This window comes from Streptomyces sp. Ac-502, from assembly GCF_045222935.1.
In the GTDB taxonomy this organism is placed as follows: Bacteria; Actinomycetota; Actinomycetes; order Streptomycetales; family Streptomycetaceae; genus Streptomyces; species Streptomyces monomycini.
Window position 1 is genome coordinate 5924284 of sequence record NZ_JBHFFO010000001.1, and the last position, 25827, is coordinate 5950110.

Sequence of the window (25827 nt, forward strand, 5' to 3'; positions counted from 1 at the left end):
AGGCAGGTGACGGTGCCCGCCGTGCCTGCCGTACCCGTCGTGTCAGCCCCCACTCGCCAGTGACAGTTTCGCCGCGAAGCCCAGGAATGCCGCGCCCGCGCCCGCCGACAGGCCGGCGGTGAGGCGTTTGCGGCGGCGGAAGGTGGCGGCGAGGTAGGTGCCGCTGAAGATGAGGACGGAGAGGTAGGTGAGGCTGAAGAGCTGGGCCCAGGCGCCGAGGGTGAGGAAGGAGAGGACGGGGTGGGCGTAGGCGGGGTCGACGAACTGGACGAAGAAGGAGATGAAGAAAAGGATGGCCTTGGGGTTGAGGAGGCTGATGACCAGGGCCCGGCGGTACGGGCGTTCGCGGGCCTCCTTGGGGGCGGGGGCTCCGTCGGAGGTGGCCTGCTTGCGCAGGGCCTTCGCGGTCTCCCGGTTGCGCCACAGTGACCACGCGCCGCGCAGCATGCCCACCGCCAGCCAGGTGAGGTAGCCCGCGCCGGCGAATTTGACGATGGTGAAGAGGACCGGGCTGGCCTGGAGGAGTGAGGCCACGCCGCCTGCCGACAGGGTCATCAGGACGGTGTCGCCGCACAGGACGCCGGCCGCCGCGCGATAGGCGACGCGCGGGCCGCGGCGGGCGGCCACGGAGACGACGTACAGCGAGTTCGGGCCCGGCAGCAGAATGATGAGCGCCAGGCCCGCCAGGTAGGTCGGAAGATCGGTTATCCCCAGCATGGCGGCAGGATGCCACTCGTGCCCCATCCGTCCCACAGCTTTCCGGTATACGGACTTGCACCTCACGTGGCGTGAGGACTCATCGTGGAGTGCGTACCGAGAGGGAGGAGGGCGGGCAGGTGAGTTATTCGGTGGGGCAGGTCGCCGGGTTCGCCGGGGTGACGGTGCGTACGTTGCACCATTACGACGAGATCGGGCTGCTGGTGCCGGGGGAGCGCAGCCACGCGGGGCACCGGCGCTATAGCGACGCCGATCTCGACCGGCTCCAGCAGATCATGTTCTACCGGGAGCTCGGCTTCCCGCTCGACGAGGTGGCGGCCCTCCTGGACGACCCGGACGCCGACCCGCGGGAACACCTGCGGCGGCAGCACGCGCTGCTGAACGCCCGGATCGGCAAGCTCCAGGCGATGGCCGCCGCCGTCGAACACGCGATGGAGGCACGCAAGATGGGCGTCAATCTCACCCCTGAGGAGAAGTTCGAGGTGTTCGGGGACTTCGACCCGGACGACTATGCCGACGAGGTGCGCGAGCGCTGGGGGAGCAGCGAGGCGTACAAGGAGACGCAGCGGCGGACGGCTTCTTACACGAAGGAGGACTGGAAGCGGCTGACGGAGGAGTTCGACGCCGTCCACCGGAAGATGGCCGAGGTGATGGCGAGCGGGTTGCCCGCGGACTCGGCCGAGGCGATGGACGTGGCCGAGGAGCACCGCCGGTTCATCGCGTCCGGTTACTACGACTGCTCGTACGAGATGCACACCTGTCTCGGGGAGATGTATGTCGCGGACGAGCGCTTCACCGCCACTTATGAGGCCATCCGGCCGGGGTTGGCGGTCTATATGCGGGACGCGATGCTGGCCAACGCCGTACGTGACAGTTGAGTCCGTACGGGGCAGGGGAGTGTGACCCCTGGCCCGTACGATCCTGTCCGCGCGGGCCGGCGACCGGCACCGGCCGTTCCCGGGGCGGCCTCAGGCGTTCTTCGGGGCGATCACGACGGCGGTGCCGTACGCGCAGACCTCCGTGCCGACGTCGGCCGCCTCCGTCACGTCGAAGCGGAACATCAGCACCGCGTTGGCGCCGCGTACCCGCGCCTGTTCCACCAGCCGTTCCATCGCCTGGTTGCGGGTCTCCACGAGCGTCTTCGTCAGGCCCTTCAGCTCGCCGCCGATCATCGACTTCAGCCCGGCCCCGATCTGGCTGCCCAGGTGCCGGGAGCGCACCGTCAGGCCGAAGACCTCGCCGATGACCCGCTGCACCTCGTATCCGGGGACGTCGTTGGTCGTCACCACCAGCACGTCGGCCTGTGCGGCCTGGCCGCCGCCGAACTCCTCGATGCCCATCGTGTGCCCTGTCCCTCCGTACGGTGAGCCGCCCGGCCGGCGGGCTCCTGGCGGGGAGCGTCTCATGGGGGAGGGCCGGTTCGGGGGAAGCGGGGGTGTCGAGGGGGCCGGGGCGGCGATGTCCGGCCGTGGAGGGGCCCGAAGCGGGGCGTGCGGGGGCCGCGACGGGCGGCTGGAACCATGGCCCGTCATCCGGCGTTGATAGCTTTGGGCCGCACACTGCGCCTGCATTCCGTCGTACCGCACGATCCGGCGCCCTCGACCCAGGAGCCTTCACCCCGTGAATACTCTCGCGCTCGGCCCCCAGTGGCTGGACCCGGACTACCTGATCGGCACGTTCGGGCTGATCGGCGTGCTGATCATCGTCTTCGCGGAGTCCGGCCTGCTGATCGGCTTCTTCCTGCCGGGCGATTCGCTCCTGTTCACCACCGGCCTGCTGGTGACGACCGACAAGCTGGACAAGCCGCTGTGGCTGGTGTGCCTGCTGATCGTGCTCGCGGCGGTCCTCGGTGACCAGGCCGGTTATCTCTTCGGCCGCAAGGTCGGACCCTCGCTGTTCAAGCGCCCGGATTCCAAGCTCTTCAAGCAGGAGAACGTGGAGAAGGCGCACGAGTTCTTCGAGAAGCACGGTCCGAAGTCGCTGATCCTGGCCCGCTTCGTGCCGATCGTGCGGACCTTCACGCCGATCATCGCGGGCGTGAGCAAGATGAACTACCGCTCGTTCATCACCTTCAACGTCATCGGCGGCACCCTGTGGGGCGCCGGTGTCACCCTCCTCGGCGCTTCGCTGGGCAACATCGAGTTCGTCCACAAGCACATCGAGCTGATCCTCGTCGCGATCGTGCTGATCTCGGTCGTCCCGATCGTCATCGAGTACCTGCGCGCCCGCGGCAAGAACAAGAAGGCCGCCGCCGAGCAGCCGTACGACCCGACGGGCGCCGTCCAGCCGCCCCGCCAGCCGGGCAACGACGGCCGCCGCGGCCGGCACGCCAAGCGCTGAGCGCCGAGCCCGATCGGCGGTACCGCCGGCGGGTGGCGTACGGGACCCTGCGTACGGTGGTGCCGGTGATCCGCGAACAAACGGTCCCGGTGACCGCCGAGCGACGCCTATGGTGCCGCCGGGCCGGGATTCACGGGTTTCCCCTGGGAAACAGGGGACACTCGCAGCTCATATGAACCTCAGTAAGGGCCCCGCCACGCGCGCCCCTGCCGACCATCAGGCATCGTGTCCTTGACGGTCGGCAGGAGGCGTACGAGGAGCGAAGAGACGTGGCGTCGGACGCACAGCGGGGTCAGCGCGGAACCAACGGCACGAACGGGAAGAACAGCGTGAACGGCGTCAAAGGTGCACACGGCGCCAGCAATGGTACGAACGGCGGAAACGAGCAGCCCGAGGACCGCAAGCTCCAGTCGGACGAGGCGCGCAGCGCCTTCACCCCGCCGCCCGGCATGCCGTACCCGCAGGTCCCCGAGGAGGAGCACCCCACCTCCGAGTTCGCCCTCCCCGACGGCCTGAGGACCGAGGCGCCGGCCGAGCCGGAAGGCTCCGCCTTCACCCCGCCCGCCGGCACCAGCAGCACCACCGGCCAGCATCAGCTGCCCGACCGGACGCCGGCGGGCTGGCCCGCCTTCACGCCGCCGCACGGCATCCCCGTCATCAGCCTGACCAAGCAGACGCCCTGGCAGGACCGGATGCGCACGATGCTGCGGATGCCGGTCGGCGAGCGGCCGGTCCCCGAGCGGGTGGAGCGCGCCGAGGAGAGCGGTCCCGCGGTGCCGCGCGTCCTGGACCTGACCCTGCGGATCGGCGAGATCCTGCTGGCCGGCGGCGAGGGCGCGGAGGACGTGGAAGCCGCGATGTTCGGCGTCGCACACGCGTACGGGCTGGAGCGCGTCGAGCCGACCGTCACCTTCACGCTGCTGTCGATCTCCTACCAGCCGTCGCTGGTCGACGACCCGGTGACGGCCAGCCGCACGGTACGGCGGCGCGGGGTGGACTACACGCGACTCTCCGCGGTGTTCCGCCTCGTGGACGACATCACCTCCGACGGCATCACCCTGGAGGAGGCGTACCGCGGCCTGGCCGAGATCCGGCGTAACCGGCACCCGTTCCCGAGCTGGTCGCTGACCATCGCCTCCGGGCTGCTGTCCGGCGCGGCGAGCATGCTGGTCGGCGGCGGGGCGATCGTCTTCATCGCGGCCATGATCGGCTCGATGCTGGGCGACCGGCTGGCCTGGCTGGCGTCCAGCCGCGGGCTGCCGGAGTTCTACCAGTTCGTGGTCGCCGCCATGCCGCCGGCCGCCATAGGGGTCGCCCTCAGCTTCTCGCACGTCGCCGTGCAGGCGTCCGCGGTGATCACCGGTGGACTGTTCGCGCTGATCCCGGGGCGGGCGCTGGTGGCCGCCGTGCAGGACGGCCTGACGGGGTACTACATCACCGCGTCGGCCCGGTTGCTGGAGGTCGGCTACCTCATCGTCGGCATCGTCATCGGGGTGCTCGCCGCGCTCTACATCGGGCTCCAGCTCAATCCGGAGTACCTCTACCCGGCCGCCGGGTTCGCGTCGTTCAACGATCCGCCGGTCCAGATCGCGGCCGCGATGATGCTGGCGCTGGCCTTCTGCGTACTGCTCCAGCAGGAACGTCACACCGTGCTGCTCGCCACGCTCAACGGCGGCGTCGCGTGGGTCGTGTACGGGGCGCTCGCCAACGTCAGCGGCATGAACGCGGTGCCCGCCACGGCCATCGCGGCCGGCATCGTCGGCCTCTTCGGCCAGCTCCTGAGCCGCTACCGGTACGCGTCCGCGCTGCCGTACGTGACCGCCGCGATCGGACCGCTGCTGCCCGGTAGCGCCACGTACTTCGGGCTGCTCAACTTCGCCCAGGGCGACATCGGCCCCGGCGTCTCGTCCCTGATCAAGGCCGCCTCGCTGGCCCTGGCCATCGCGGTCGGCGTGAACCTCGGCGGCGAGGTGGCCCGCCTCTTCATGAAGGCGCCCGGCGTCACCCAGGAGGAGCCGGGCGAACGGCGCGCCGCGAAGCGGACGCGGGGCTTCTGAGGGGCCGCGGCGCCCGGGGAGAGGGAACTGCCCGCCTCGGCGGCAGCTCCGGCCGTCCGCGGAAAAGCGCCGGGCAGCCAACGCCGGGCACCCAACAAAGCAATTAACTGACGCCGCCTGCGTACGGCCGCTCCACGGCCGAACAGCGTGCGCCGGCGAGGAAATTAACGCATAACTTTACGGCGGAACGCCGTGCTACTTTCGGCCCTCCTGATGACCGGCCCCCACGAGGCAGGGAAGTTTTTCCGGCCGCGCGTGCGGCGCGGCCGTCGTCCGATCGGGGGAGCACTCATGGCGAAACGTGCCGGGAACGCGGGGCCGACCGGCGAGGCCGGACACGGTGCCGGACACGGCTCCGGTGCGGTGGCGAGCGTGTTCAAGCAGCACAGCACCCTGCTGACCGCGGGCGTGCTCCTGGGGCTGCTGGGGGTGGCCGCCTCGCTCACCCAGCCCTGGGCCATCGGAGAACTGATCGCTGCGGCGGGTTCGGGTGACCCTCTCGGCCTGCCCATCGGCCGGCTCGTCGGCCTTTTCTGCGCGGGCGCGCTTTTCTCCTCGCTCCAGTCCTATGTGATCGGGCGGGCCGGGGAGAATATCGTCCTCGGTGTCCGCCGACTGGTGACGGAACGGCTGCTGCGGGCCGACCTCACCGCATTCGGAAAACATCCGCAGGGCGATATCCTCACCCGCGCGGTAACCGACACCTCACTGGTGAAGATCGCCCTCTCGCAGAGCCTCGCGCAGCTGATCACCAGTGGCGCCACCGTGACCGGCGGCGTCGTCCTGATGTTCGTCATCGACCCGTGGCTGATGCTCATCACCATGAGCTGCCTCGGGGTGGCCGCCGTCGTCTCCCTGGTACTCGCCCGCAAGCTGCGCGAAGCGGCCCTGCAGAACCGCGACGACACCGGAGAGTTCGGCAGCGACATGCAGCGCGTGCTCTCCGCGCTGCCCACGGTCAAGGCGTCCCGCGCCGAGTCCCGCGAGACCGCCCGTATCGGCGGGCTGGCCGGGAAGGCGCGGCGCTCGGGCATCCGGGTCAACGCCTACAACGCCCTGCTGGTCCCGTCGATGAACGTCGGCACGCAGGGCGCGCTCGCCGTCGTCGTGGGCGTCGGCATGACGTGGGTGGCGCGCGGCGAGATGAACATGGCCGTCCTGACCACGTTCATCATGTACCTGTTCCAGCTGGTGTCGCCGCTGGTGATGTTCTTCATGGCGGTGGGCCAGTTCGTGCAGGGCCGGGCCGCCATCCAGCGGGTCGACGAGCTGGTCGCGCTGCCCCAGGAGGGCGGCGGGGCGGCGGCCGTCGGGGGAGCCGGTGGTACGGCGGGCGCGAGGCGCCCGGCGTCCGGCGCGTGGCCGGGGCAGGATCCGCCGGCGGTCGAGTTCCGCGACGTACGGTTCGCCTACCGGCGCGGCCGGCAGGAGGACCGGACGCAGGTCCTCCACGGCGTCTCCTTCAGCGTGCCGGCGCGCGGGCTGACGGCGGTGGTCGGGCCCTCGGGCGCGGGCAAGTCCACCCTGTTCCAGCTGATCGAACGTTTCTACCCGACGGACGGCGGCCGCGTCCTGCTCGGTGGCCAGCCGGTCGAAGCGCTGCCGCTCGACACCGTCCGGGGCCTGGTCGGCTACGTCCAGCAGGACAGCGCGGCCATGCGCGGCACCGTGCGGGAGAACCTGACGTACGCCAATCCGCACGCCAGCGAGGACGCCGTCCGGGAAGCGGTGGAGATGGCCGGCCTCGGCGCCGTGGTCGCCGGCCTCCCGCAGGGGCTGGACACCGAACTCGGCGACCAGGGCAGCGGACTGTCCGGCGGTCAGCGCCAGCGGCTGTGCATCGCCCGCACGCTGCTGCAGAAGCCCGCGGTCATGCTGCTGGACGAGGCCACCTCCCACCTGGACTCGGACTCCGAACGCGATTTCCGCGACGTGCTGCGCCGGGTCTCCCGGCAGTGCGCGGTCGTCGCCATCGCCCACCGGATATCCACGGTGATCGACGCCGAGCAGATCGTGGTGCTGGAGGGGGCAGCGTCCGGGCCACCGGCGCCCATCAGGAGTTGATGGAGCGCGACGAGCTCTACCGCAGGCTGGCGGGCTCGCAACTGCATGCGGGGCCCGGCCTGGTCGGCACGGCGGGCCTGGTCGGCACGGCGGCCGGTCCGGCGCGCGGGGAACCGGAGACGGCGGCGCACTTCATGACGGCCGGCGGGCCCACGGCGGGCCGTCCCGGCGGACCTCCGGCGCCCCGGCCCGGCGAGCAGGCTCCGGCGCCCCGGCCCGGTGAGCAGACGATGCGGCTCCAGCCCGTCCGGGGCGGTGAGCAGACGATGCGGCTGCGGCCCGTCAGCAGTGAGGAGCAGCGATGAGCATCCAGAGCAGCCCCGACGTCGCCATCGTGGGCACCGGCCCCAACGGCCTCGCGGCCGGAGTGGTCCTGGCCCGCGCGGGCCTGCGCGTGGAGCTGTACGAGGCGGCCGACTCGATCGGGGGAGGGCTGCGCACCGCCTCCCTCTTCGACAGCGACGTCGTGCACGACATCTGCTCGGCCGTCCACCCCATGGCCGCCGTTTCGCCGTTCTTCCGCGCGTTCGACCTGGCGGGTCGCGGGGTCGAACTCCTGCAACCGGAGATCAGTTACGCCCATCCGCTGGACGGGGGCCGCGCCGCCCTGGCGCACCGGTCGCTGGCCGAGACCTGCGAGCACCTGGGGCCCGACGGCCTCCGCTGGCGGCGGCTGCTGGGGCCGCTGCTGGAGCACAGCGAAGCGGTCGTCGACCTGATTCTCTCCGGACAGCGCAGTCTGCCTCGGGATCCTGCGGCCGCGCTGCTGCTGGCGAGCCGGGTGGCCCTGCACGGCAGCGCGCTGGGTGCGGCCCGCTTCCAGGGCGAGGAGGCACCTGCGCTGCTCACCGGTGTCGCCGCGCACGCGGTCGGCAAGCTGCCGAGTCTGGCGTCCGGCGCGGTGGCCATGCTGCTCGGTCACTTGGCGCACGGGACGGGGTGGCCGCTGCCGCGCGGTGGCAGTGGCCGGATAGCGGAGGCGATGGCCGAGGACATCGTCGGGCACGGTGGCGTCTTCCACACCGGGCACCCCGTACGGGATCTGGCGGAACTGCGCGGCGCGCGAGCGGTACTGCTCGACACCAGCCCCAAGGGCTTTCTGGCTCTCGCGGGCAGCCGGTTGCCGCGCGCTTACGCACGCTCCCTGGAACGCTTCCGTTACGGTCCGGGCGCCGCCAAGGTCGACTTCCTGGTCTCCGGGCCGATCCCCTGGGCCGAACCGGCCGTGGGCCGCGCCGGAACGGTGCATCTGGGCGGTACCCATGCCGAGATGGTCCGGCAGGAGACGGCGAACGCCCGTGGAGTACGGACTCAGAACCCCTTCGTCCTGGTCGTGGACCCGACGGTGGCCGACCCGGGGCGCGCGCTGCCCGGCAAGCGCCCGGTGTGGGCGTACGCGCACGTACCGAACGGCGATCCCACCGACCCCTTCGACCGCGTCTGCGCGCAGATCGAGCGCTACGCCCCCGGCTTCCGGGACACGGTCCTCGCGCACCGCTCCGTGCCCGCCGCCGCGTACGAGGACTACAACCCCAACTACGTCGGCGGGGACATCGGCTCCGGCGCGATGACGCTGTACCAGAGCATCGCGCGGCCCGCCCCGCGCATCGACCCGTACCGCACACCGCTGCCGGGCGTCTTCCTGTGCTCCTCGGCCACCCCTCCGGGGCCCAGCGTGCACGGCATGTCCGGCTATCTGGCCGCGCTCTCCGCGCTCCGGCACCGCTTCGGCACACGTGAGGTGCCCGGCCTGGCGCCCGGGCCGGCGAATTTTTCCAGTTCGTCAGGCATTCCCGGCTCTGTGCCCGTATAACGGGATTTCCCGTCACTGAAATGGTGCGGTATCAGCAAGGTGTTGCCCGTCGTCACGCCATGTCGTTTATGCAGTCCATACCTTGAGACATTGGCCTCAGAAGGCACCTGCCTGCAAGAAGGGTTTAATGCACTCCTAAACGACGCGCATGTCCGTTTGATACGGTGACGAATGAAGCGCTGTCCCCCCACACATGCGCCGTTGAGGCGTTACCGCTGGACGTAAGGCTCTGCTGGTCCGACTGCCGAGCAGTTGACTGTGGTTCCCCTGCAGTCGGCCTGGTTGACGTATTTCCGTCGCGTCCCGTTCCGGCGCCCCTGCGTCACGACGCTCCCATCGGCATGACAGTGGGGACATAGAGAAGGGGAAAACGGGTGGAAAACGGGGTTGAGGACATCGGCTACGGCCGGCAGTTCGAGGGGTGGTACGACCGGCTGCTCCCGGACGAGCGGCTCACGGCCGAAGCGGTGGCAGGGCTGCTGGCCCGCCACCCCGCGCCGGACGCGGGGACCATCGAATTCGGCGTCGGTACGGGACGGATAGCCATCCCGCTCGCACAGCGGGTCGGCCAGGTGACCGGCGTGGACTCCTCGCCGGAAATGCTGGACGCGATGCGCGTCAAACTGAAGGACCTGAAGGACGGCGGCACCGTCACCCCGGTGCACGGGGACATCCGCACCTACACCTCGGACTCCCGGTACGGGCTGGTGTACTGCGTCTGCGCGACCCTGTCGGTCCTGACCACGCCGGAGGACCAGCAGCGGGCGGTGCGGCGAGCGGCCGACCTCCTGGTCCCCGGCGGCCGGCTGCTGATCGAGACGCACAACAAGCCGCCGGTCCTGGCGCTGCACGAGGGGCTGACCCGCACCACCTACTTCGTCCCGTACCCCGAGCCGGGTACGGGCGTGCAGACCCACTCCACCCTGCTCGCCGGCGACCTGTGGCACTGCTCGCACATCCTGTACCAGGCCGACGGCACCACCAGGGTGGGCAGCGAACTCACCCGCCTGACCACGCCGGACGAGGTCGACGACTACGCCCGCGCGGCCGGGCTGGAGCCCGAAGCCCGTATGTCGCGCTGGGACGGCACCCCCTACAGCGACCGCGCCCCGCTGTTCATCTGCGGCTACGTCAAGCCCTGACAGCAGCAGACACACCGAGACGCGGATGACAGAAGGGGGATCGACGTGGGACGTCCGCCGATATTGCCGACGGATCAGAAGTTCGCTCTGGTACTCAGGGTGCTCACCGGTGAACTGACCGCGGCGGAGGCCGCGCGCAACGCCGGGGTGTCCGAGCAGTCCGTATCCAATTGGCGTCGCCAGTTTATTGAGGGAGCCCGGGTCGGCCTTGCCGGTGAAGGCGGCAGGGACACCGGGGACGCCTCCCGGGTGGCTGAGCTGACTCAAGAAAATGCCACGCTCAAAGCCACGATCGGCGAGCTGTACATAGAACTCCGTAAGTACGGCAGGAGTATGGCCGGCCGTGCCCCGGTTCGTGGTGGCAGGACCGCCCGGTCCCAAGATTCAAGTAACCCGTTATTTTATCCTGGCGCTGCGTGCTAGCTTTCCGGGCATCAGTCGCTTCGAATCACGGGGGAGGGAATGTGGCGTCTTTGGAGCGCCAGTTTGGCGTAGGTATGGCCGGACTGGCCGGCGCGAGTCTGCTGACCGGCGCGGTAATGCGGTGCAAAGGCAGACGAGAACGTGCGCGTCGCTACATGCTGCACGAAAGGCCCGACGGCAGCCTCGTAGAGGTCGACGTCCGTATTCCTCCGCAGGCCGAGCGCGTCGTACTGCTCGACAACGGGCTGGGGACGCCCCACGAATACTGGGACTGGGTCTGCGCAGCGCTTCCCCCGGACATGGGGTACGTGAAGTTCAACCGCCCCGGATACGGGCTCAGCTCGTCGGCCGCCGGTTACGGCCTGGAGCAGCACTTCACGCTGCTCCAGGAACTGCGCGAAACCTTCACCGGCGATCTCCCGCTGGTGCTGGCCGGTCACTCCCTCGGCGGATACCTGGTCGCCGCCTACGCGTCGCGCCACCCCGGCGCGGCGCGGGGCGTGACCTCGGTGGTCATGGTCGACGCCACCGATGTGGCGCATCTGCGCAGCTCCCGGCGTTCCGAGGTCGACCGCTGGTCCCGGCAGTCGATGCTCATGGAGCGGGCGTACGCCATGGCGGGGGTGGCGGCCTTCCGGCCCGCCCTGAACAAGTCCGAGACCTACCGCCAGGAGATCAACCGCAGCTCCCGGGCGTTCCTGGCGGAGCCCCGGACCTGGGCCCTGGCCCACCGGGACTACCGGGACGCGATGACCTACCCGGAACTCACCTCGCTGGACCTGCCGCTGACCGTGGTCACGGCGGAGAACAACCAGGGGGACAACGACGCGCACCGCGTGGTCCAGGCCAGGATGGCCACCCTTTCCGAGCGGTCCCGGCACCGCTTCGTCGAGGGCTCCGACCACGAGACGATCCTCTCCGTCCAGGTCTTCGCCGAGCAGGTGGCGGAGGCGATCGCCGACGAGCCGCCGGCCGGGCGGGCCGACGGGGAGAGCGGGCAGGCCGCCGGTGACCGGCCGGCCGAGGAGAACGGCGGTACGGGAGAGGAGCTGACGTCGGCATGAACGTGACCACGGAACGCGTGAAGACGGCCGCCGTCACGGCTTCGCTCGCCGCCTGGCTCGTCGCGACGGCCGCGGCACAGCTGCCCGAGACGCGCTTCGACAACATCCTGTGGTGCGGGAAGCTGCGCATCCCGACGCCGAACTGGCGTTTCTTCGGGCCGAATCCCGGAGTCAAGGACTGCCATCTGCTCTACCGGGACATCGCGGACGGCGAGCCGGGGAGTGGCAGGAGATCCCGGTCACCCGTGACCGGCCCTGGTACGCCCTGGCCTGGAACGCCCGTAACCGGTCGCCCAAGGCCCTGTTCGACGCGATCCAGGGCATCCGGGCCCGTGCGGCGGCCGCCGGATCGGAGCTGGCGCCCGTGGTGTGGTCGCCCGGCTACCGGCTGCTCTCGGGCTACATCCAGCACCATCTGCCGCATGCCGACGGTGCGTCGCACAGTCAGTTCCTGCTGATGCACTCGTATCTCACCGCTCCGGAGCACCGGCAGATCGAGCCGTTCTTCGTGTCCGAGGAAATCTCACTGCCCGCAGCGGAAGCACCGGATCCGGAAGCCTTTCCGCTGGCCGCCTAGAAGAGGGGCTCGGGGTCCTCTCGGCTGGAAGCCGCGAACTCACTCGGCCGTACCGGGCCGCGTGAGTCCGTGCCCTCCCGCCGAACGGCTGGAGTTGCTCATCGTGAGAATCCGAGAGAAAGAAGAAAACATGTCCATCCTGGCTGACTTCGCCAACGCCGAACTCGCCGACGTGAAGCCGGGCCGTATCGGCGCCGACTCCACCCCGACCATGGTCACCCCGCTCGCCACCATCGCCACCCCGGAGGCCACCCCGGTCGGTTTCGCGGCGACCTCGGCGACCGCTGTGGCCCTGGACAAGGTCACCCACAACGTCGGTTGACGGAACCCGGCAGGGGCACGGTGGGCGCCTGCGCCCACCGTGCCCCTGCCCCGTGTCGGCCGCCGTAGTCATGTTCGATCCACAGGGAGCACCCACTCATGTTTCTCAGCGCTCCGCCCGAGGTCACGGCTCGCCGAGTGGCTTCGCTGGGCACGCTGGTCTCCGCACTGGAAATGCTGAGCCAGCACCGTAAGTTCGAGGACGGCGAGCTGCTGAGCGGTCAGCTGGGGAGCATGCGCCCCCAGCTGGCCAAACGTTTCCCCGGCTGACCCGCGCCCTCAGCTCCAAGAAGGCCGCGGTCGCCCTGTACGGCGTCCAGGCGGGTGCTTCCGCCGCCACGCTGGTCTGGGGCCACCAGCGCGGCGTCCGCGCGGCGGGCAGCGCCGTCCTGGCGGCGACCGGCGCGGCCGGCCGGCTGCACACCCCCTTCGGCGGGGACGGTGCCGACCAGCTGCAACAGGTGATCAACGTCGTGCTGGCCTCGACCGGCACCTTCAAGGACGACGAGAAGGCCCGCGACGTGGCCATGCGCGCCCTCGCCCTGGAGACGACCATCTCCTACGTCGCGTCCGGCGTGGTCAAGCTGGTGTCGCCGCTGTGGCTCAGCGGCGAGGCGTTCAGCGGCGTCATCCGTACGCAGAACTACGGTGACCAGCGCGTCTTCAAGCTCGTGCACAAGTACCCGATGGTGGGCAAGGTCGTGACCTGGGGAACGGTCGCCGCCGAGGTCGGCTTCCCGCTGGTCTTCGTGCTGCCGAAGCCCGCGGCCAAGGCGTGGCTCGGCTCGATGACGCTGTTCCACCTGGGCATCGGACAGTTCATGGGCCTCAACCGCTTCGTGCTGGCCTTCGGGGCCACGCACCCCGCACTTCTCTACGTCCTCGCCCAGAGCGACAAGCGGCCCGCGCTGCCCGGCCCCGACAAGACCCCCACGGCGCTCACCCCTGCCTCCGAGTAGTCACAGCCGCGGGAACGACGAAGGGCGGCACCCCACCGAAGGGGTGCCGCCCGTCCGCGTACGCGCAAAGAACCGCGAGGCTCAGTGGTGGGCGCCGCCCTGCGCCTCCAGGCGCTTGAAGGACGCCTCGATCTCGGCCTCGGCCTCGGCGCGGCCGACCCAGTCCGCGCCCTCGACCGACTTGCCCGGCTCCAGGTCCTTGTAGACCTCGAAGAAGTGCTGGATCTCCAGGCGGTCGAACTCCGACACGTGGTGGATGTCGCGCAGGTGCTCCACCCGCGGGTCGGACGCCGGGACGCACAGCAGCTTGTCGTCGCCGCCGGCCTCGTCGGTCATCCGGAACATGCCGATGGCGCGGCACTTGATCAGGCATCCGGGGAACGTCGGCTCGTCCAGGATGACCAGCGCGTCCAGCGGGTCGCCGTCCTCGCCGAGGGTGTTCTCGACGAAGCCGTAGTCGGCCGGGTAGCTGGTCGAGGTGAAGAGTCGACGGTCCAGGCGGATCCGTCCGGTCTCGTGGTCCACCTCGTACTTGTTCCGCGAACCCTTCGGGATCTCGATGGTGACGTCGAACTCCACGGGTGGCTCCTCCATGATCAACACATACGTCTGGTGATTAAGTGTCCCCCACGCAGGTGTGTGGTGGCGAAAGGGGCTGGTCCTAGGTGCCGGAGACCAGGTCGTGGCAGGTCAGGTGGCAGGCCGCGCAGCGGTTGGCGCAACGTTTCGCCCGTACGGCGACGGGTTCGGCGCGGTCGACGGGTTCCGCCGCCGTGTCCATGACCCGTTCGGCGGCCGGCTCGGCGCGTTCGGCCTACCGGTCCGCCACGGATTCCACCCGTACCGCCTGGTGGGCGGCCTCCAAGCAGCAGCGGCAGACCGTACGGCTGACCGCCAGCTCCACCGTCCTGGGCCTGCTGGTGGCGGCCGGAGCGGTGGCGGCGGCCGGTCCGTGGGACTCCGGCCAGCGTACGGCGGAGCGCGCCCGCGCCGCGGCGCCCGGCGGAACGCGTGGCGAGCATCACGTTCCGGACGGCCCGGCCGCCGCGCCGCCCGTCCTGGCCGCGCTCGGCACCCCCGCGCCCCCGCCCAGCGCCGAGGGCATGAAGAACGCCCTCGCGCCGCTCCTGAGGGACCCGGCACTCGGCTCGCTGCGGACCGCCTCCGTCGTGGACGCCGCCACCGGCCGCGAACTCTTCGGCGCCGACTCCGGACGGAACGCCACCCCCGCCTCGACGGTCAAGCTCGCCATCGCCACCGCCGCGCTCTCCGCGCTCGGCCCCGAGCACCGCATCGACACCACCGTCGCCGAGGGCGCGGACGGCGGCCTCGTCCTGGTCGGCGGCGGCGACCCCACCCTCACCGCCCGCGCCCCGGAGCAGGACGCCCAGGACCGGCCAGCCAGCCTGCGCACCCTGGCCGACGACACGGCCCGCGCGCTCAAGGAGCGCGGTACCGCCAAGATCCGCCTCGGCTACGACACCTCGGCCTATACGGGCCCCACCCTCCACCCCATAAGCCCCAACGAGAACATCGCCCCCGTCACCTCCCTCATGGCGGACGAGGGACGCCTCGACACGTCCCGCTCCGGCCCGGCCCCCGCGACACCGACCCGGCCAAGGCCGCGGCCCGCACCTTCGCGAAACTGCTCACCGACCGCGGCGTGACGGTCGAGGCCCCGCCCAACAGCACCACCGCCCCCGCCAAGGCCCGCCGCCTCGCCACCACCCGCTCCCTGCCGCTCTCCGGCCTCGTCGAGCGGATGCTGACCCACAGCGACAACGACATCGCCGAAGCACTGGCCCGCCAGACGGCCCTGGCCACCGGCGAACCGGCCAGCTTCGAGGGCGCGGGCCGGGCCGTCCGCAAGACCCTGGCGAACCTGAGACTCCCGCTGACCGGCACCGTCTTCGAGGACGGCAGCGGCCTGGACCGCGACGACAAGGTCTCCGCCACCCTCCTCACCCGCCTGCTCACCCTGGCCACGTCCCCCGACCACCCCGAACTGCGCCCGGTCACCACCGGCCTGCCGGTAGCCGGCTTCACCGGCACCCTCAGCGGCCGCTACACCAGCGAAGAGGCGGGCGCCGGCACCGTACGCGCCAAAACCGGCACCCTCACCGGCGTGAACACCCTGGCCGGCACAGTCGTCGACACCGAAGGCCGCCTCCTCCTCTTCGCCTTCATGACCAACAACACCACCGACCCCCAGACCGCCCAACAGGCACTGGACCGCATGGCCACAGCAGTGGCGAACTGCGGTTGCCACTAAAACCAACCCACCAGCACCCCACCACCCACACCAGCCCCCACCAACCCCTCCATCCACCCCCCAACGGAAGGGGGCGGGCCGGAGCGGCCTGCCGCGCAGGCCCGCCCCCGAACCTTGACAGCCCCGCGCAGCGGCCACCGGCCGCCGCAGGCGCAACGGTTCAGCACCCGCAAGCAACCCGGCACCCAAAACCCGCACCGGCCCGCCGCAGGCGCAGCAGTTCAGCACCCGCAAGCAACCCGGCACCCAAAACCCGCACCGGCCCGCCGCAGGCGCAACGGACCCGCAGCCAGAAGCGGACCGCCACCGGCGATCCGGAAACCCGCGCCCGAAGGGCGCCCCGCCGCAGGCGCAACGGACCCGCAGCCAGAAGCGGACCGCCACCGGCGATCCGGAAACCCGCGCCCGAAGGGCGCCCCGCCGCAGGCGCAACGGACCCGCAGCCAAAAGCGATCCGCCACCGGCGATCCGGGAATCCGCGCCCGAGGGGCGCCGCGCTACCCCCAGCGGATGCGCCCACGTACCGTGAACCCATGACGAGCATCGGTGGTGTGGAGATGGTCGACTGGAATCTCGCGGTAGCGACCGCGACCCGGTTCGTACGGCCGGGACCAGAAGTGAGCCGGGACGAGGCGCGGGCGATCGTCGCCGAGTTGCGGCGGCACGCGAAGTCCTCCGAGGAGCACGTGCGGGCGTTCACCCGTATGGCGCACCCGGAGGCGGAGCCGGGCCAGCAGGGGCACGACACCCCGGTGCTGGTCGTGGACCGGGCGGGCTGGATCAAGGCCAACGTGGCCGGCTTCCGGGCGGTGCTCAAGCCGCTGCTCCAGAAGATGGAGGAGCGCCGTTCCGCCGTACCGGGCGGCGCGGTGCTGGGGGCCGTCGGCGGCAAGGTGACCGGCGTGGAGCTGGGGATGCTGCTGTCGTTCCTGGCGTCGCGGGTCCTCGGGCAGTACGAGACGTTCGCGCCCGCGAGCCGGGACCTGCCCGCCGCGGCGCGGGGCGGCCGGCTGCTGCTGGTCGCGCCGAACATCGTGCACGTCGAGCGGGAGCTGGAGGTGGACCCGCACGACTTCCGCATGTGGGTCTGCCTGCACGAGGAGACGCACCGTACGCAGTTCACGGCCGTCCCCTGGCTGCGCGATCACATCGAGGGCGAGATCCAGTCCTTCCTCGGCGAGACCGAGATCGACCCGGGCACGCTGCTGGAGCGGCTGCGGGAGGCCGCCCAGTCGCTGACCGGCGGCCGCCCCGAGGGCGAGGAGGGCGACGAGGGCGGCCGCAGCTTCGTCGACCTGGTGCAGACCCCGGCACAGCGGGAGATCCTGGCCCGGCTGACCGCGGTGATGTCGCTGCTGGAGGGGCACGCCGACTACGTGATGGACGGCGTCGGCCCGGCCGTGGTGCCGTCGGTCGCGGAGATCCGGGAGAAGTTCCAGAAGCGGCGGGCCAGCGGCGCGGGCCGCCTCGACCAGGCGCTGCGCAAGCTGCTGGGGCTGGACGCGAAGCTGCGGCAGTACCGGGACGGCGAGCGGTTCGTCCGGGCGGTGGTCGACGAGGTCGGCATGGACGGCTTCAACCGGGTGTGGACGTCGCCGAACACGCTGCCGACGAAACAGGAGATCGCCAAACCGGCGGACTGGGTCGCGCGGGTGCACCGGTAGGGGGCGGAGCCCGGCGGTGCGCAGTCGTGAGCCGGGCGCACCGCGAGGCTGGTGAACGCTCCCCTCAATCACTCTTCTGAGGGACCGTGACCGCAGGATAGGCGTGCAATGCTCGGGGAACTGCTCGTCTCTGTCACCATCTAGGCACTCTGTGTGACGAAAAAGCCGTAGACGGCCCGAGGCCCCCCAGCTGACGATTGGAAACGGACATGGGTCCCCATCCAGCGGTCGCCGCGATACGCGTGGCGGTCCGCCGCGTACTTCACGACGTACTGAACCACCACACCTCCCACTCCCCGGCCCCCGCGTCCCCCGCGCAGCAGCCGGTCGCCGCGGGCCCCGCTCGGCCCGCCGGGGCGCCGCTGCCGTCCGCGCCGGCGGACGGCCCTCCCCTGGTGCTCGTCGCGTGCTCCGGCGGCGCCGACTCCATGGCCCTCGCCTCCGCACTGGCCTTCGAGGCGCCCCGGCTGGGCGTACGCGCCGGCGGCATCACCGTCGACCACGGCTTGCAGGACGGCTCCGACGTCCGCGCCGCCGAGGTCGTCCTGCGGCTGCGCTCCCTCGGCCTGGACCCGGTCGACGCGGTGGCCGTCGAGGTGGGCCGCTGCGGCGGGCCCGAGGCCGCCGCCCGGGACGCCCGCTACGCCGCGCTGGACGCCGCCGCCGAGCGGCACGGCGCCGCCGCCGTCCTCCTCGGCCACACCCGTGACGATCAGGCAGAGACGGTCCTGCTGGGGCTCGCCAGGGGCTCCGGCACCCGCTCGCTGTCCGGCATGGCGGCGAAGACCGGCCGCGGTGGCCGCTACCGCCGTCCCTTCCTGGAGGTCGACCGGCAGACCGCCCGCAAGGCGTGTCTGATCCAGTCGCTGCCCGTCTGGGAGGACCCGCACAACTCCGATCCGCTCTACACCCGCTCCCGGCTGCGCCACGAGGGCCTGCCCGCGCTGGAGAAGGCGCTCGGCAAGGGCGTCGTGGAGGCCCTGGCCCGTACGGCGCAACTGTCCCGGGACGACGCCGACGCCCTGGACTCCTGGGCCGCCGACGCCGAGCGCACGGTCCTCGACGAGCGCGGCACGCTCGACGCCACCGCGCTGTACGCGCTGCCCGCGGCCGTCCGCCGCCGGGTGCTGCGCCGGGCCGCCATCGCGGCGGGCGCTCCGGCCGGTTCGCTCTTCGCCCGCCACATCGAGGAAGTGGACCGGCTGATCACCGGATGGCGGGGTCAGGGCACCGTCAACCTCCCCGGGCGCGTGGGTGTGCGACGCCAGGGTGGCAGACTGGTGATCCGGCAGGGCTGAGCCGCAGGACACCGAAAGGGCACCGCCCCGCCTCACGAGTCTCACGACACCGAACCGAGCGAGAGTGGCACGGGTGGACGACAAGGACATGGGTTCCGACCTTCAGTCGGTGCTCATCAGCAAGGAAGAGATCGACGCGAAGCTGGCGGAGCTGGCGGCGAAGATCGACGCGGAGTACGCGGGCAAGGACCTGCTCATCGTCGGCGTCCTCAAGGGCGCCGTGATGGTCATGGCGGACCTGGCGCGCGCGCTGTCCACCCCCGTCACGATGGACTGGATGGCCGTGTCGTCGTACGGCGCGGGCACCCAGTCCTCCGGAGTGGTGCGCATCCTCAAGGACCTCGACACCGACATCAAGGGCAAGCACGTCCTGATCGTCGAGGACATCATCGACTCCGGTCTGACGCTGTCCTGGCTGCTGTCGAACCTCGGTTCGCGGGAGCCCGCCACCCTTGAGGTCTGCACGCTGCTGCGCAAGCCGGACGCGGCGAAGGTGGCCATCGACGTGAAGTGGATCGGCTTCGACATCCCCAACGAGTTCGTCGTGGGCTACGGCCTGGACTTCGCGGAGAAGTACCGCAACCTGCCGTTCGTGGGCACCCTCGCGCCGCACGTCTACGGCGGCTGAGCGGCGCGGACCCGTCCGGCCGCCCTCGATGCGGCCGGGGCCCGGGACCGGCCGGTGCCCGGCGGCGGGAACCCCGGAGGGGCCGCCGCCGTTGGAGCAGGGAGAACGGCATCCGAAGCTGCATTGTTAACCGTGGGCGGCGTCACCGGGTGACAATGCTGGGGTACCGTCCGAAGGTCAGTCTTTTTCGGGCCAGTAATACACCGTACGCACGACCAGCCCTCCACAGGGCTGTTGTGCCTCACTGTGGCAGGAGGGACGGGGCCTAGACGGCTCCGTATGGATGGACGTGAAGCGATACTTCCGTGGGCCGGTCATGTGGATCGTGCTGGCCGTCCTCGCCGTGGTCGTGTTGATGCAGGTCGTCGGCTCGTCCGGCGGCTACAAGACGGTGGACACCGGTCAGGTCGTCAAGGCGATCACTGACAACAAGGTGAAATCCGCCGAGCTGACGACCGGCGACGAGAACAAGATCAAGGTCGAGCTGTCGGGCGACAACAAGGTCGACGGCTCCAACAAGCTCCAGGCGAGCTACATCGGCGACCAGGGCGTCGACCTGGCCAAGACTCTGCAGGCCAGGTACCAGACCGGCGAGATCAAGGACGGTTACACCGTCTCCCCGTCGAAGCAGAACCCGTTCCTCAGCATGCTGGTGACGCTGCTTCCCTTCATCCTCATCCCGGTCGTCTTCCTGTTCCTGCTGAACCAGACGCAGGGCGGCGGCTCCCGGGTGATGAACTTCGGGAAGTCCAAGGCCAAGCTGATCACCAAGGACACGCCGAAGACGACGTTCTCGGACGTCGCGGGGTCGGACGAGGCCGTCGAGGAACTCCACGAGATCAAGGAGTTCCTCCAGGAGCCGGCCAAGTTCCAGGCCGTCGGCGCCAAGATTCCCAAGGGTGTGCTGCTGTACGGCCCGCCGGGTACGGGCAAGACGCTGCTCGCGCGCGCCGTGGCCGGCGAGGCGGGCGTCCCGTTCTACTCGATCTCCGGTTCCGACTTCGTCGAGATGTTCGTCGGTGTCGGTGCTTCCCGGGTCCGTGACCTGTTCGAGCAGGCCAAGGCGAACGCCCCGGCGATCGTCTTCGTCGACGAGATCGACGCCGTCGGCCGGCACCGCGGCGCGGGCCTCGGCGGCGGGCACGACGAGCGTGAGCAGACGCTGAACCAGCTCCTGGTCGAGATGGACGGCTTTGACGTCAAGGGCGGCGTCATCCTGATCGCCGCCACGAACCGTCCGGACATCCTGGACCCGGCGCTGCTGCGCCCCGGCCGTTTCGACCGGCAGATCGCCGTCGACCGTCCGGACATGCAGGGCCGTCTGGAGATCCTCAAGGTGCACCAGAAGGGCAAGCCGGTCGCGCCGGACGTCGACCTGTCGGCCGTCGCCAAGCGCACCCCCGGCTTCACCGGTGCCGATCTGTCGAACGTGCTGAACGAGGCCGCCCTGCTGACGGCCCGCAGCGACGCCAAGCTGATCGACAACAAGTTCCTGGACGAGGCGATCGACCGCGTGGTGGCCGGACCGCAGAAGCGGACCCGCATCATGTCCGAGAAGGAGAAGAAGATCACCGCGTACCACGAGGGCGGACACGCCCTGGTCGCGGCGGCTTCCCGAACTCCGACCCGGTCCACAAGATCACGATCTTGTCCCGTGGCCGGGCCCTCGGCTACACCATGGTCCTGCCGGACGAGGACAAGTACTCGACCACGCGCAACGAGATGCTCGACCAGCTGGCGTACATGCTCGGTGGCCGGGCGGCCGAGGAGCTGGTCTTCCACGACCCGACCACGGGCGCCGCGAACGACATCGAGAAGGCGACCGCGACGGCCCGTGCCATGGTCACGCAGTACGGCATGACCGAGCGGCTCGGCGCGATCAAGTTCGGCTCCGACAACTCCGAGCCGTTCCTCGGCCGTGAGATGGGTCACCAGCGCGACTACTCCGAAGAGGTCGCCGCGCTGGTCGACGAAGAGGTCAAGAAGCTCATCGAGACCGCGCACAACGAGGCGTGGGAGATCCTGGTCGAGAACCGCGACGTGCTCGACAACCTGGTTCTGCAGCTCCTGGAGAAGGAGACGCTGAACAAGGAAGAGGTCGCCGAGGTCTTCAAGCACATCGTCAAGCGCCCGGCCCGCCCGGCGTGGACCGGTTCCTCGCGGCGGACGCCCTCGACGCGCCCGCCGGTGCTGTCGCCGAAGGAGCTGGCGCCGGCCAACGGCTCCGCCCCCTCGGCCTCCTCGTCCGCCGTCTCGACGGACAAGGCCGAAGCCTCCGAGGACCAGACCCCCGAGGCCTGACCGCGCACCGAGCGGTGGTGAACACGGCGACCGGGTCCGCCCGGAAGCAGACCGGGCCCGTACGGAATCTTCCGTACGGGCCCGGTCTTCGTCGTAGGGGGCCTGCTGTGCCGGATTCCGTACGGTCCCCTCAGCGGCCCCGGAATGAATGTGGCGCCTCACGGGTTCTAGCCTGGACGTGTGGTACTCCGCGTGTGGAGCGGGCGCAACAGGAACGAGGCACGAGATGACCGATCCGGTGACGCTGGACGGCGACGGCAAGATCGGCGAGTTCGACGAGAAGCGCGCCGAGAACGCCGTACGTGAACTGCTGATCGCGGTCGGCGAGGACCCGGACCGCGAGGGCCTCCTGGAGACGCCGGCGCGGGTCGCGCGGGCGTACAAGGAGATCCTGGCCGGGCTGCGCCAAGAGCCCGAAGACGTCCTGACGACCACCTTCGACCTCGGCCACGACGAGATGGTGCTGGTCAAGGACATCGAGATCGTCTCGCTGTGCGAACACCACCTGCTGCCCTTCCACGGCGTCGCGCACGTCGGCTACATCCCGGCCGACACCGGCAAGATCACCGGGCTGTCCAAGCTGGCCCGCCTCGTCGAGGTCTTCGCCCGCCGCCCGCAGGTGCAAGAACGCCTCACCACGCAGATCGCGGACTCCCTGATGCGCATCCTGGAGGCCCGCGGCGCCATCGTGGTGATCGAGGCCGAGCACATGTGCATGTCGGTGCGCGGCATACGCAAGCCGGGCGCCAAGACGACCACCTCGGCCGTACGCGGCCAGCTGCGCGACTCCACGACCCGCTCCGAGGCGATGAGCCTGATTCTGGCGCGCTGACGCCCGGCGGCGGCCCTGGGCCGCCGTGAGGAGCCGTACGGGCCCGGAGTCCGTACGGGACGGCCGGGCCGCGTACGGGGCCGAAGCGGTCCCGTAGCGCGAGTACGACGTGGGCGGGGCCCGGTGGACATCCACCGGGCCCCGCCCACGTCGTACGCCGCCCCCTGGGGCGCTGCTCCGCTACGCCTTGAGGTGGCCGCCCAGCCACTCCAAGGCGGCGGGTATCTCACGGCGCCAGGTGTTGAAGTTGTGGCCGCCGCTGTCGAGGATGATCGACGAGATCTTCCCGGGGGACTTGGTCTGCTGGATGAACTTCAGCGTCTCCTGGTAGTTGTCCTCGCCCTGTTTGCTGGAGGTGACGAGGAGGTTCACCGGCGCCGCGGGCAGGTTCTTCTGCCGCCACAGCAGGTTGTTCTCCCGCTCCAGCTGCTTGTCGCCGCCGAAGAGCGCGCCGGTCGAGGCGTCCAGCGGGGCCTTGTACGCGCCGGAGAGGGCCACGCCGGTCGAGAAGGCCTTCGGGTGGCGCATCGGCATCTTCAGGGCGCAGTAGCCGCCCGTGGAGTCCCCCATGACGCCCCAGTTCCGGGCTGCGGTGCCCACCCGGTAGTGGCTGGCTATGTCGTGCCGCACGTCATGGGTGAAGAAGGTCTCGGTCTGCGGGCCGTCCGGGATGTCCACGCACTCGGTGTCGCGCGGCGGCGCGACGGTCGGGCGCATCATCACCAGTATCGTCGGCTTCATCTTGTTCTTGCGGACCAGGTCGTGCTGGGTCTGCGGGAAGTGCAGCTTCTTGTAGAGGGCTTCCGCGGTGCCCGGGTAGCCGGTCAGCACCACGGAGGCGGGGAAACGCTTCTTCGCGTACGCCGGCTGGAAGTACTGCGGCGGCAGGTAGACGAAGGCCGGGCTGTTGATCTTGGATTTCTCGCCCTGCAGCAGAACCTTGTCTATCCGGCCGCCCACGTGCGGCTGGGAACCGCCGGGTACGCCGACGTGCTCGCTGCCGAGCATCTTCAGCTTGGTGCCGTTCGGGCCGGTCTCGTGATTCGTCACCACGCCGGGCTCCTGCTCCTTGCCGAACAGGTCCGCCCATGATGCGTAGAAACCGAACGAATTGTTCGCGAAGAGGCCGATCGAGGCGAAGATCGACAGTTGGGTCGCCAGCAGCAGACCGATGCGGCCGAGGACCGTGCGCCAGTTCTGCCGGGACAGGCGCGGCCACAGCCAGATCGTGAGAACAAAGAGTGCTACTGCGAAAAGGACGGCCAAGAGCAGCACTTTTTTGCTGGTGAGACCCATGAGGTGCTTTCTTCCGGGCGGCCGGTCATCCGTGCCGCGGGTGGAACCCCGGGCCCTGAAACGCCGTCATACAGGGCGCAAAAGTCCAGATGCTGCGACTAAGACTCGCACGTTCTCTCGACCGGGGCGACGGGAAAGTAATGTCTGACAAGCTAGATGGCGAAAAGTCCGGGACGGTTGCGTGGCGTCCGCCACGCTGGCTGCGCGGTCCCCGCCCGGAAAAGGTGCCGCCACTGGTGGGGACGGCCGGCGCGGTCGTCGGACTGCTGAACCTGGTCGCCGGGCTCTTCCCCCGCTTCCGGCACAGCAGGCTCCATGCCCTGGCGGAGGTCCTGCCGGGTGCCGTGAGCGCCCTGGCGGCGGCCTCCTCCATCGTCGTCGGCATCCTGCTGCTGATGCTCGCCCACGGGCTCAAACGGCGTAAGCGCCGGGCCTGGGTGGCGGCCGTCTCGCTGCTCCCGGTGGGCATCGCGGCCCAGCTCGTCTACCGTCACTCCATCGTGGGCGCGGCCCTCTCGCTGGTCCTGCTGGCCTTCCTGGTGTGGCACCGGCGTGCCTTCGAGGCGCTGCCGGACCCGCGCAGCCGGGTGAAGGCCCTGCTGAACTTCGTCGCGCTGGGCAGCATCAGCTTCGGCCTCGGCCTGGTGATCGTCAACACCCACCCGCACAAGATCATCGGCGATCCGTCGGTGTGGGAGCGGATCAAGCACGTCATGTGGGGCCTCTTCGGCTTCGAGGGCCCGGTCCGGTACGTGAACAACGTCGACTACACCGTCGGCTACTCGCTCGGCGCGCTCGGCCTGCTGACCGTCGCCACCACCGCCTACCTGGCCTTCCGCCCCGAGCACCCGGCCGCCCGGCTCACCGAGCGGGACGAGGAGCAGCTGCGGGAGCTGCTCGCCAGGCACGGCGGCCGCGACTCCCTCGGCTACTTCGCGCTCCGCCGCGACAAGGGCGTGGTCTTCTCGCCGACCGGCAAGGCCGCCGTCTGCTACCGGGTGATATCCGGCGTGATGCTGGCCAGCGGCGACCCGATCGGCGACGTCGAGGCCTGGCCGGGCGCCATCGAGCGCTTCATGGAGGAGGCGCGGGCGCACTCCTGGACCCCGGCCGTCACCGGATGCAGCGAGACCGGCGGCCAGGTCTGGACCCGCGAGACCGGCATGGACGCGCTGGAACTGGGCGACGAGGCGATCGTGGACGTGGCGGACTTCACGCTCACCGGCCGCTCGATGCGCAACGTACGGCAGATGGTCAAGCGCATCGAGCGCAACGGGTACGAGACCCGGGTGCGGCGCGTGCGCGACCTGGAGCCGGAGGAGCTGGCGCGCGTCCAGCAGGCCGCCGACGCCTGGCGCGACACCGACACCGAGCGCGGCTTCTCCATGGCGCTGGGCCGGATCGACGCCGAGCGGGACGGTGACGCGGTGATCGCCACCGCGCACCTGGCGCCGGCCGAGGGCGAGCAGCCCGGCCCGTTCGGCGACCTGAAGGCCATGCAGCACTACGTGCCGTGGGGCAAGGACGGCATCTCGCTGGAGCTGATGCGCCGCGACCGCGCCGCCGACCCCGGCATGAACGAGCTGCTGATCGTCGCCTCCCTCCAGGCCGCCCCGGACCTGAGGATCAAGCAGGTGTCGCTGAACTTCGCGGTCTTCCGCTCCTCCCTGGAGCGCGGCGAGAAGCTGGGCGCGGGGCCGGTCATCCGGATCTGGCGCGGCATGCTGATCTTCCTGTCGCGCTGGTACCAGATCGAGTCGCTGTACAAGTTCAACGACAAGTTCCGCCCGCGCTGGGAGCCGCGCTTCGTGGTCTTCCGCAACAGCCGGGACATCCCGCGCATCGGCCTGGCCGCTCTTCAGGCCGAGGGCTACCTGGAGCTGGGCCTGCCCCGCGCGCTGCGCCGCAAGAAGGCCCCCGAGCCGCGGCCGTGCGCCCACACCCCGGTACCGATCGGCGCGGATGCCGTCGAATCGGCGGCGTAGCGACGCTCCGTACCCGGTGCGCCGTCCGCCCTTCCCGGGGGTGGGCGGCGCCGCGTCCCGGCCGCCTAGGGTGG

22 protein-coding genes and 2 pseudogenes are annotated in these 25827 nt (G+C 70.5%); 20 read left to right on the plus strand and 4 right to left on the minus strand.

Annotation, left to right across the window (positions count from 1 at the left end):
* Positions 1 to 42 precede the first annotated feature (42 nt).
* Complete coding sequence (gene leuE / locus ACEXOX_RS26900; RefSeq protein ID WP_406523778.1) at positions 43 to 717, minus strand: leucine efflux protein LeuE; 675 nt, start codon at positions 715 to 717, stop codon at positions 43 to 45.
* A 119-nt stretch (positions 718 to 836) separates the two neighbouring features.
* Between leuE and ACEXOX_RS26905 the strand changes: the two genes are divergently transcribed.
* The gene (locus tag ACEXOX_RS26905) at positions 837 to 1595 is read left to right on the plus strand and encodes a MerR family transcriptional regulator (protein ID WP_406523779.1); all 759 of its coding nucleotides are present in this window, start codon (positions 837 to 839) and stop codon (positions 1593 to 1595) included.
* 90 nt (positions 1596 to 1685) lie between these two features.
* Here ACEXOX_RS26905 and ACEXOX_RS26910 read toward each other — a convergent pair whose 3' ends face one another.
* Entirely contained in the window at positions 1686 to 2057 is a 372-nt protein-coding gene (locus ACEXOX_RS26910) for a YbjQ family protein (protein ID WP_125045744.1), read from the minus strand.
* A 280-nt stretch (positions 2058 to 2337) separates the two neighbouring features.
* On the opposite strand from ACEXOX_RS26910, the gene ACEXOX_RS26915 reads away from it, so the two are divergent.
* The 12 genes from ACEXOX_RS26915 (at position 2338) to ACEXOX_RS26970 (ending at position 13477) form a co-directional block, all read left to right on the plus strand.
* Complete coding sequence (locus tag ACEXOX_RS26915) at positions 2338 to 3057, plus strand: DedA family protein (RefSeq protein ID WP_406523780.1); 720 nt, start codon at positions 2338 to 2340, stop codon at positions 3055 to 3057.
* A 269-nt stretch (positions 3058 to 3326) separates the two neighbouring features.
* Positions 3327 to 5114, plus strand: a complete 1788-nt coding sequence (locus ACEXOX_RS26920) for a threonine/serine exporter ThrE family protein (RefSeq protein ID WP_406523781.1) — start codon at positions 3327 to 3329, stop codon at positions 5112 to 5114.
* 291 nt (positions 5115 to 5405) lie between these two features.
* The gene (locus ACEXOX_RS26925; RefSeq protein ID WP_406523782.1) at positions 5406 to 7178 is read left to right on the plus strand and encodes an ABC transporter ATP-binding protein; all 1773 of its coding nucleotides are present in this window, start codon (positions 5406 to 5408) and stop codon (positions 7176 to 7178) included.
* The gene (locus tag ACEXOX_RS26930) at positions 7178 to 7483 is read left to right on the plus strand and encodes a hypothetical protein (RefSeq protein WP_406523783.1); all 306 of its coding nucleotides are present in this window, start codon (positions 7178 to 7180) and stop codon (positions 7481 to 7483) included. The genes ACEXOX_RS26925 and ACEXOX_RS26930 overlap by 1 nt, the downstream gene beginning before the upstream one ends.
* Positions 7480 to 8991, plus strand: a complete 1512-nt coding sequence (locus ACEXOX_RS26935) for a phytoene desaturase family protein (protein WP_406523784.1) — start codon at positions 7480 to 7482, stop codon at positions 8989 to 8991. The genes ACEXOX_RS26930 and ACEXOX_RS26935 overlap by 4 nt, the downstream gene beginning before the upstream one ends.
* Before the next feature lie 374 nt (positions 8992 to 9365).
* The gene (locus ACEXOX_RS26940) at positions 9366 to 10133 is read left to right on the plus strand and encodes a class I SAM-dependent DNA methyltransferase (protein ID WP_406523785.1); all 768 of its coding nucleotides are present in this window, start codon (positions 9366 to 9368) and stop codon (positions 10131 to 10133) included.
* Between the two features lie 45 nt (positions 10134 to 10178).
* Entirely contained in the window at positions 10179 to 10556 is a 378-nt protein-coding gene (locus ACEXOX_RS26945) for a transposase (protein ID WP_406523786.1), read from the plus strand.
* 155 nt (positions 10557 to 10711) lie between these two features.
* Positions 10712 to 11620: an alpha/beta fold hydrolase gene (locus tag ACEXOX_RS26950; protein WP_406523787.1), complete on the plus strand. Its 909-nt coding sequence runs from the start codon at positions 10712 to 10714 to the stop codon at positions 11618 to 11620.
* A 112-nt stretch (positions 11621 to 11732) separates the two neighbouring features.
* Positions 11733 to 12197: a hypothetical protein gene (locus ACEXOX_RS26955; protein ID WP_406523788.1), complete on the plus strand. Its 465-nt coding sequence runs from the start codon at positions 11733 to 11735 to the stop codon at positions 12195 to 12197.
* 130 nt (positions 12198 to 12327) lie between these two features.
* Positions 12328 to 12519, plus strand: coding sequence for a linaridin family RiPP (locus ACEXOX_RS26960; RefSeq protein WP_030019228.1), 192 nt, complete (start codon positions 12328 to 12330; stop codon positions 12517 to 12519).
* 98 nt (positions 12520 to 12617) lie between these two features.
* On the plus strand, positions 12618 to 12788 hold the full coding sequence (locus ACEXOX_RS26965; protein ID WP_406523789.1) for a hypothetical protein: 171 nt from the start codon (positions 12618 to 12620) through the stop codon (positions 12786 to 12788).
* A 191-nt stretch (positions 12789 to 12979) separates the two neighbouring features.
* Positions 12980 to 13477 (plus strand): hypothetical protein, encoded by a 498-nt coding sequence (locus ACEXOX_RS26970; protein WP_406523790.1) that lies wholly within the window; start codon positions 12980 to 12982, stop codon positions 13475 to 13477.
* An 81-nt stretch (positions 13478 to 13558) separates the two neighbouring features.
* Here the strand turns inward: ACEXOX_RS26970 and ACEXOX_RS26975 are convergent, their stop codons facing one another.
* Complete coding sequence (locus ACEXOX_RS26975) at positions 13559 to 14056, minus strand: inorganic diphosphatase (protein WP_004571927.1); 498 nt, start codon at positions 14054 to 14056, stop codon at positions 13559 to 13561.
* A 200-nt stretch (positions 14057 to 14256) separates the two neighbouring features.
* On the opposite strand from ACEXOX_RS26975, the pseudogene dacB reads away from it, so the two are divergent.
* From dacB to folE, 6 genes and pseudogenes are all read left to right on the plus strand, one after another.
* A pseudogene (dacB, locus tag ACEXOX_RS26980) lies at positions 14257 to 15749 on the plus strand (D-alanyl-D-alanine carboxypeptidase/D-alanyl-D-alanine-endopeptidase).
* 533 nt (positions 15750 to 16282) lie between these two features.
* Positions 16283 to 17413, plus strand: coding sequence for a zinc-dependent metalloprotease (locus ACEXOX_RS26985; protein ID WP_406523791.1), 1131 nt, complete (start codon positions 16283 to 16285; stop codon positions 17411 to 17413).
* A gap of 209 nt (positions 17414 to 17622) precedes the next feature.
* A complete protein-coding gene (gene tilS / locus ACEXOX_RS26990; protein ID WP_406523792.1) occupies positions 17623 to 18711 on the plus strand; it encodes a tRNA lysidine(34) synthetase TilS in 1089 nt (362 codons plus the stop codon).
* An 88-nt stretch (positions 18712 to 18799) separates the two neighbouring features.
* A complete protein-coding gene (hpt, locus tag ACEXOX_RS26995) occupies positions 18800 to 19339 on the plus strand; it encodes a hypoxanthine phosphoribosyltransferase (protein ID WP_030019223.1) in 540 nt (179 codons plus the stop codon).
* Between the two features lie 283 nt (positions 19340 to 19622).
* Positions 19623 to 21640 (plus strand): annotated as a pseudogene (gene ftsH / locus ACEXOX_RS27000) (ATP-dependent zinc metalloprotease FtsH).
* A gap of 226 nt (positions 21641 to 21866) precedes the next feature.
* Positions 21867 to 22472, plus strand: a complete 606-nt coding sequence (folE, locus tag ACEXOX_RS27005) for a GTP cyclohydrolase I FolE (protein WP_406523793.1) — start codon at positions 21867 to 21869, stop codon at positions 22470 to 22472.
* A gap of 180 nt (positions 22473 to 22652) precedes the next feature.
* On the opposite strand, the gene ACEXOX_RS27010 is transcribed toward folE, so the two are convergent.
* A complete protein-coding gene (locus ACEXOX_RS27010) occupies positions 22653 to 23768 on the minus strand; it encodes an alpha/beta hydrolase-fold protein (RefSeq protein ID WP_406523794.1) in 1116 nt (371 codons plus the stop codon).
* A gap of 140 nt (positions 23769 to 23908) precedes the next feature.
* On the opposite strand from ACEXOX_RS27010, the gene ACEXOX_RS27015 reads away from it, so the two are divergent.
* The gene (locus ACEXOX_RS27015; RefSeq protein WP_406523795.1) at positions 23909 to 25753 is read left to right on the plus strand and encodes a phosphatidylglycerol lysyltransferase domain-containing protein; all 1845 of its coding nucleotides are present in this window, start codon (positions 23909 to 23911) and stop codon (positions 25751 to 25753) included.
* Positions 25754 to 25827 lie beyond the last annotated feature (74 nt).

Coding starts and splice junctions, on each gene's coding strand:
- ACEXOX_RS26935 (WP_406523784.1), top strand. CDS start 7,480: ATGAGCATCCAGAGCAGCCCCGACGTCGCCATCGTGGGCACCGGCCCC.
- ACEXOX_RS26950 (WP_406523787.1), top strand. CDS start 10,712: ATGCTGCACGAAAGGCCCGACGGCAGCCTCGTAGAGGTCGACGTCCGT.
- folE (WP_406523793.1), top strand. CDS start 21,867: ATGACCGATCCGGTGACGCTGGACGGCGACGGCAAGATCGGCGAGTTC.
- ACEXOX_RS26910 (WP_125045744.1), bottom strand. CDS start 2,057: ATGGGCATCGAGGAGTTCGGCGGCGGCCAGGCCGCACAGGCCGACGTG.
- ACEXOX_RS26930 (WP_406523783.1), top strand. CDS start 7,178: ATGGAGCGCGACGAGCTCTACCGCAGGCTGGCGGGCTCGCAACTGCAT.
- tilS (WP_406523792.1), top strand. CDS start 17,623: ATGGGTCCCCATCCAGCGGTCGCCGCGATACGCGTGGCGGTCCGCCGC.
- ACEXOX_RS27010 (WP_406523794.1), bottom strand. CDS start 23,768: ATGGGTCTCACCAGCAAAAAAGTGCTGCTCTTGGCCGTCCTTTTCGCA.
- ACEXOX_RS26925 (WP_406523782.1), top strand. CDS start 5,406: ATGGCGAAACGTGCCGGGAACGCGGGGCCGACCGGCGAGGCCGGACAC.
- ACEXOX_RS27015 (WP_406523795.1), top strand. CDS start 23,909: ATGTCTGACAAGCTAGATGGCGAAAAGTCCGGGACGGTTGCGTGGCGT.
- ACEXOX_RS26985 (WP_406523791.1), top strand. CDS start 16,283: ATGACGAGCATCGGTGGTGTGGAGATGGTCGACTGGAATCTCGCGGTA.
- hpt (WP_030019223.1), top strand. CDS start 18,800: ATGGGTTCCGACCTTCAGTCGGTGCTCATCAGCAAGGAAGAGATCGAC.
- ACEXOX_RS26960 (WP_030019228.1), top strand. CDS start 12,328: ATGTCCATCCTGGCTGACTTCGCCAACGCCGAACTCGCCGACGTGAAG.
- leuE (WP_406523778.1), bottom strand. CDS start 717: ATGCTGGGGATAACCGATCTTCCGACCTACCTGGCGGGCCTGGCGCTC.
- ACEXOX_RS26965 (WP_406523789.1), top strand. CDS start 12,618: ATGTTTCTCAGCGCTCCGCCCGAGGTCACGGCTCGCCGAGTGGCTTCG.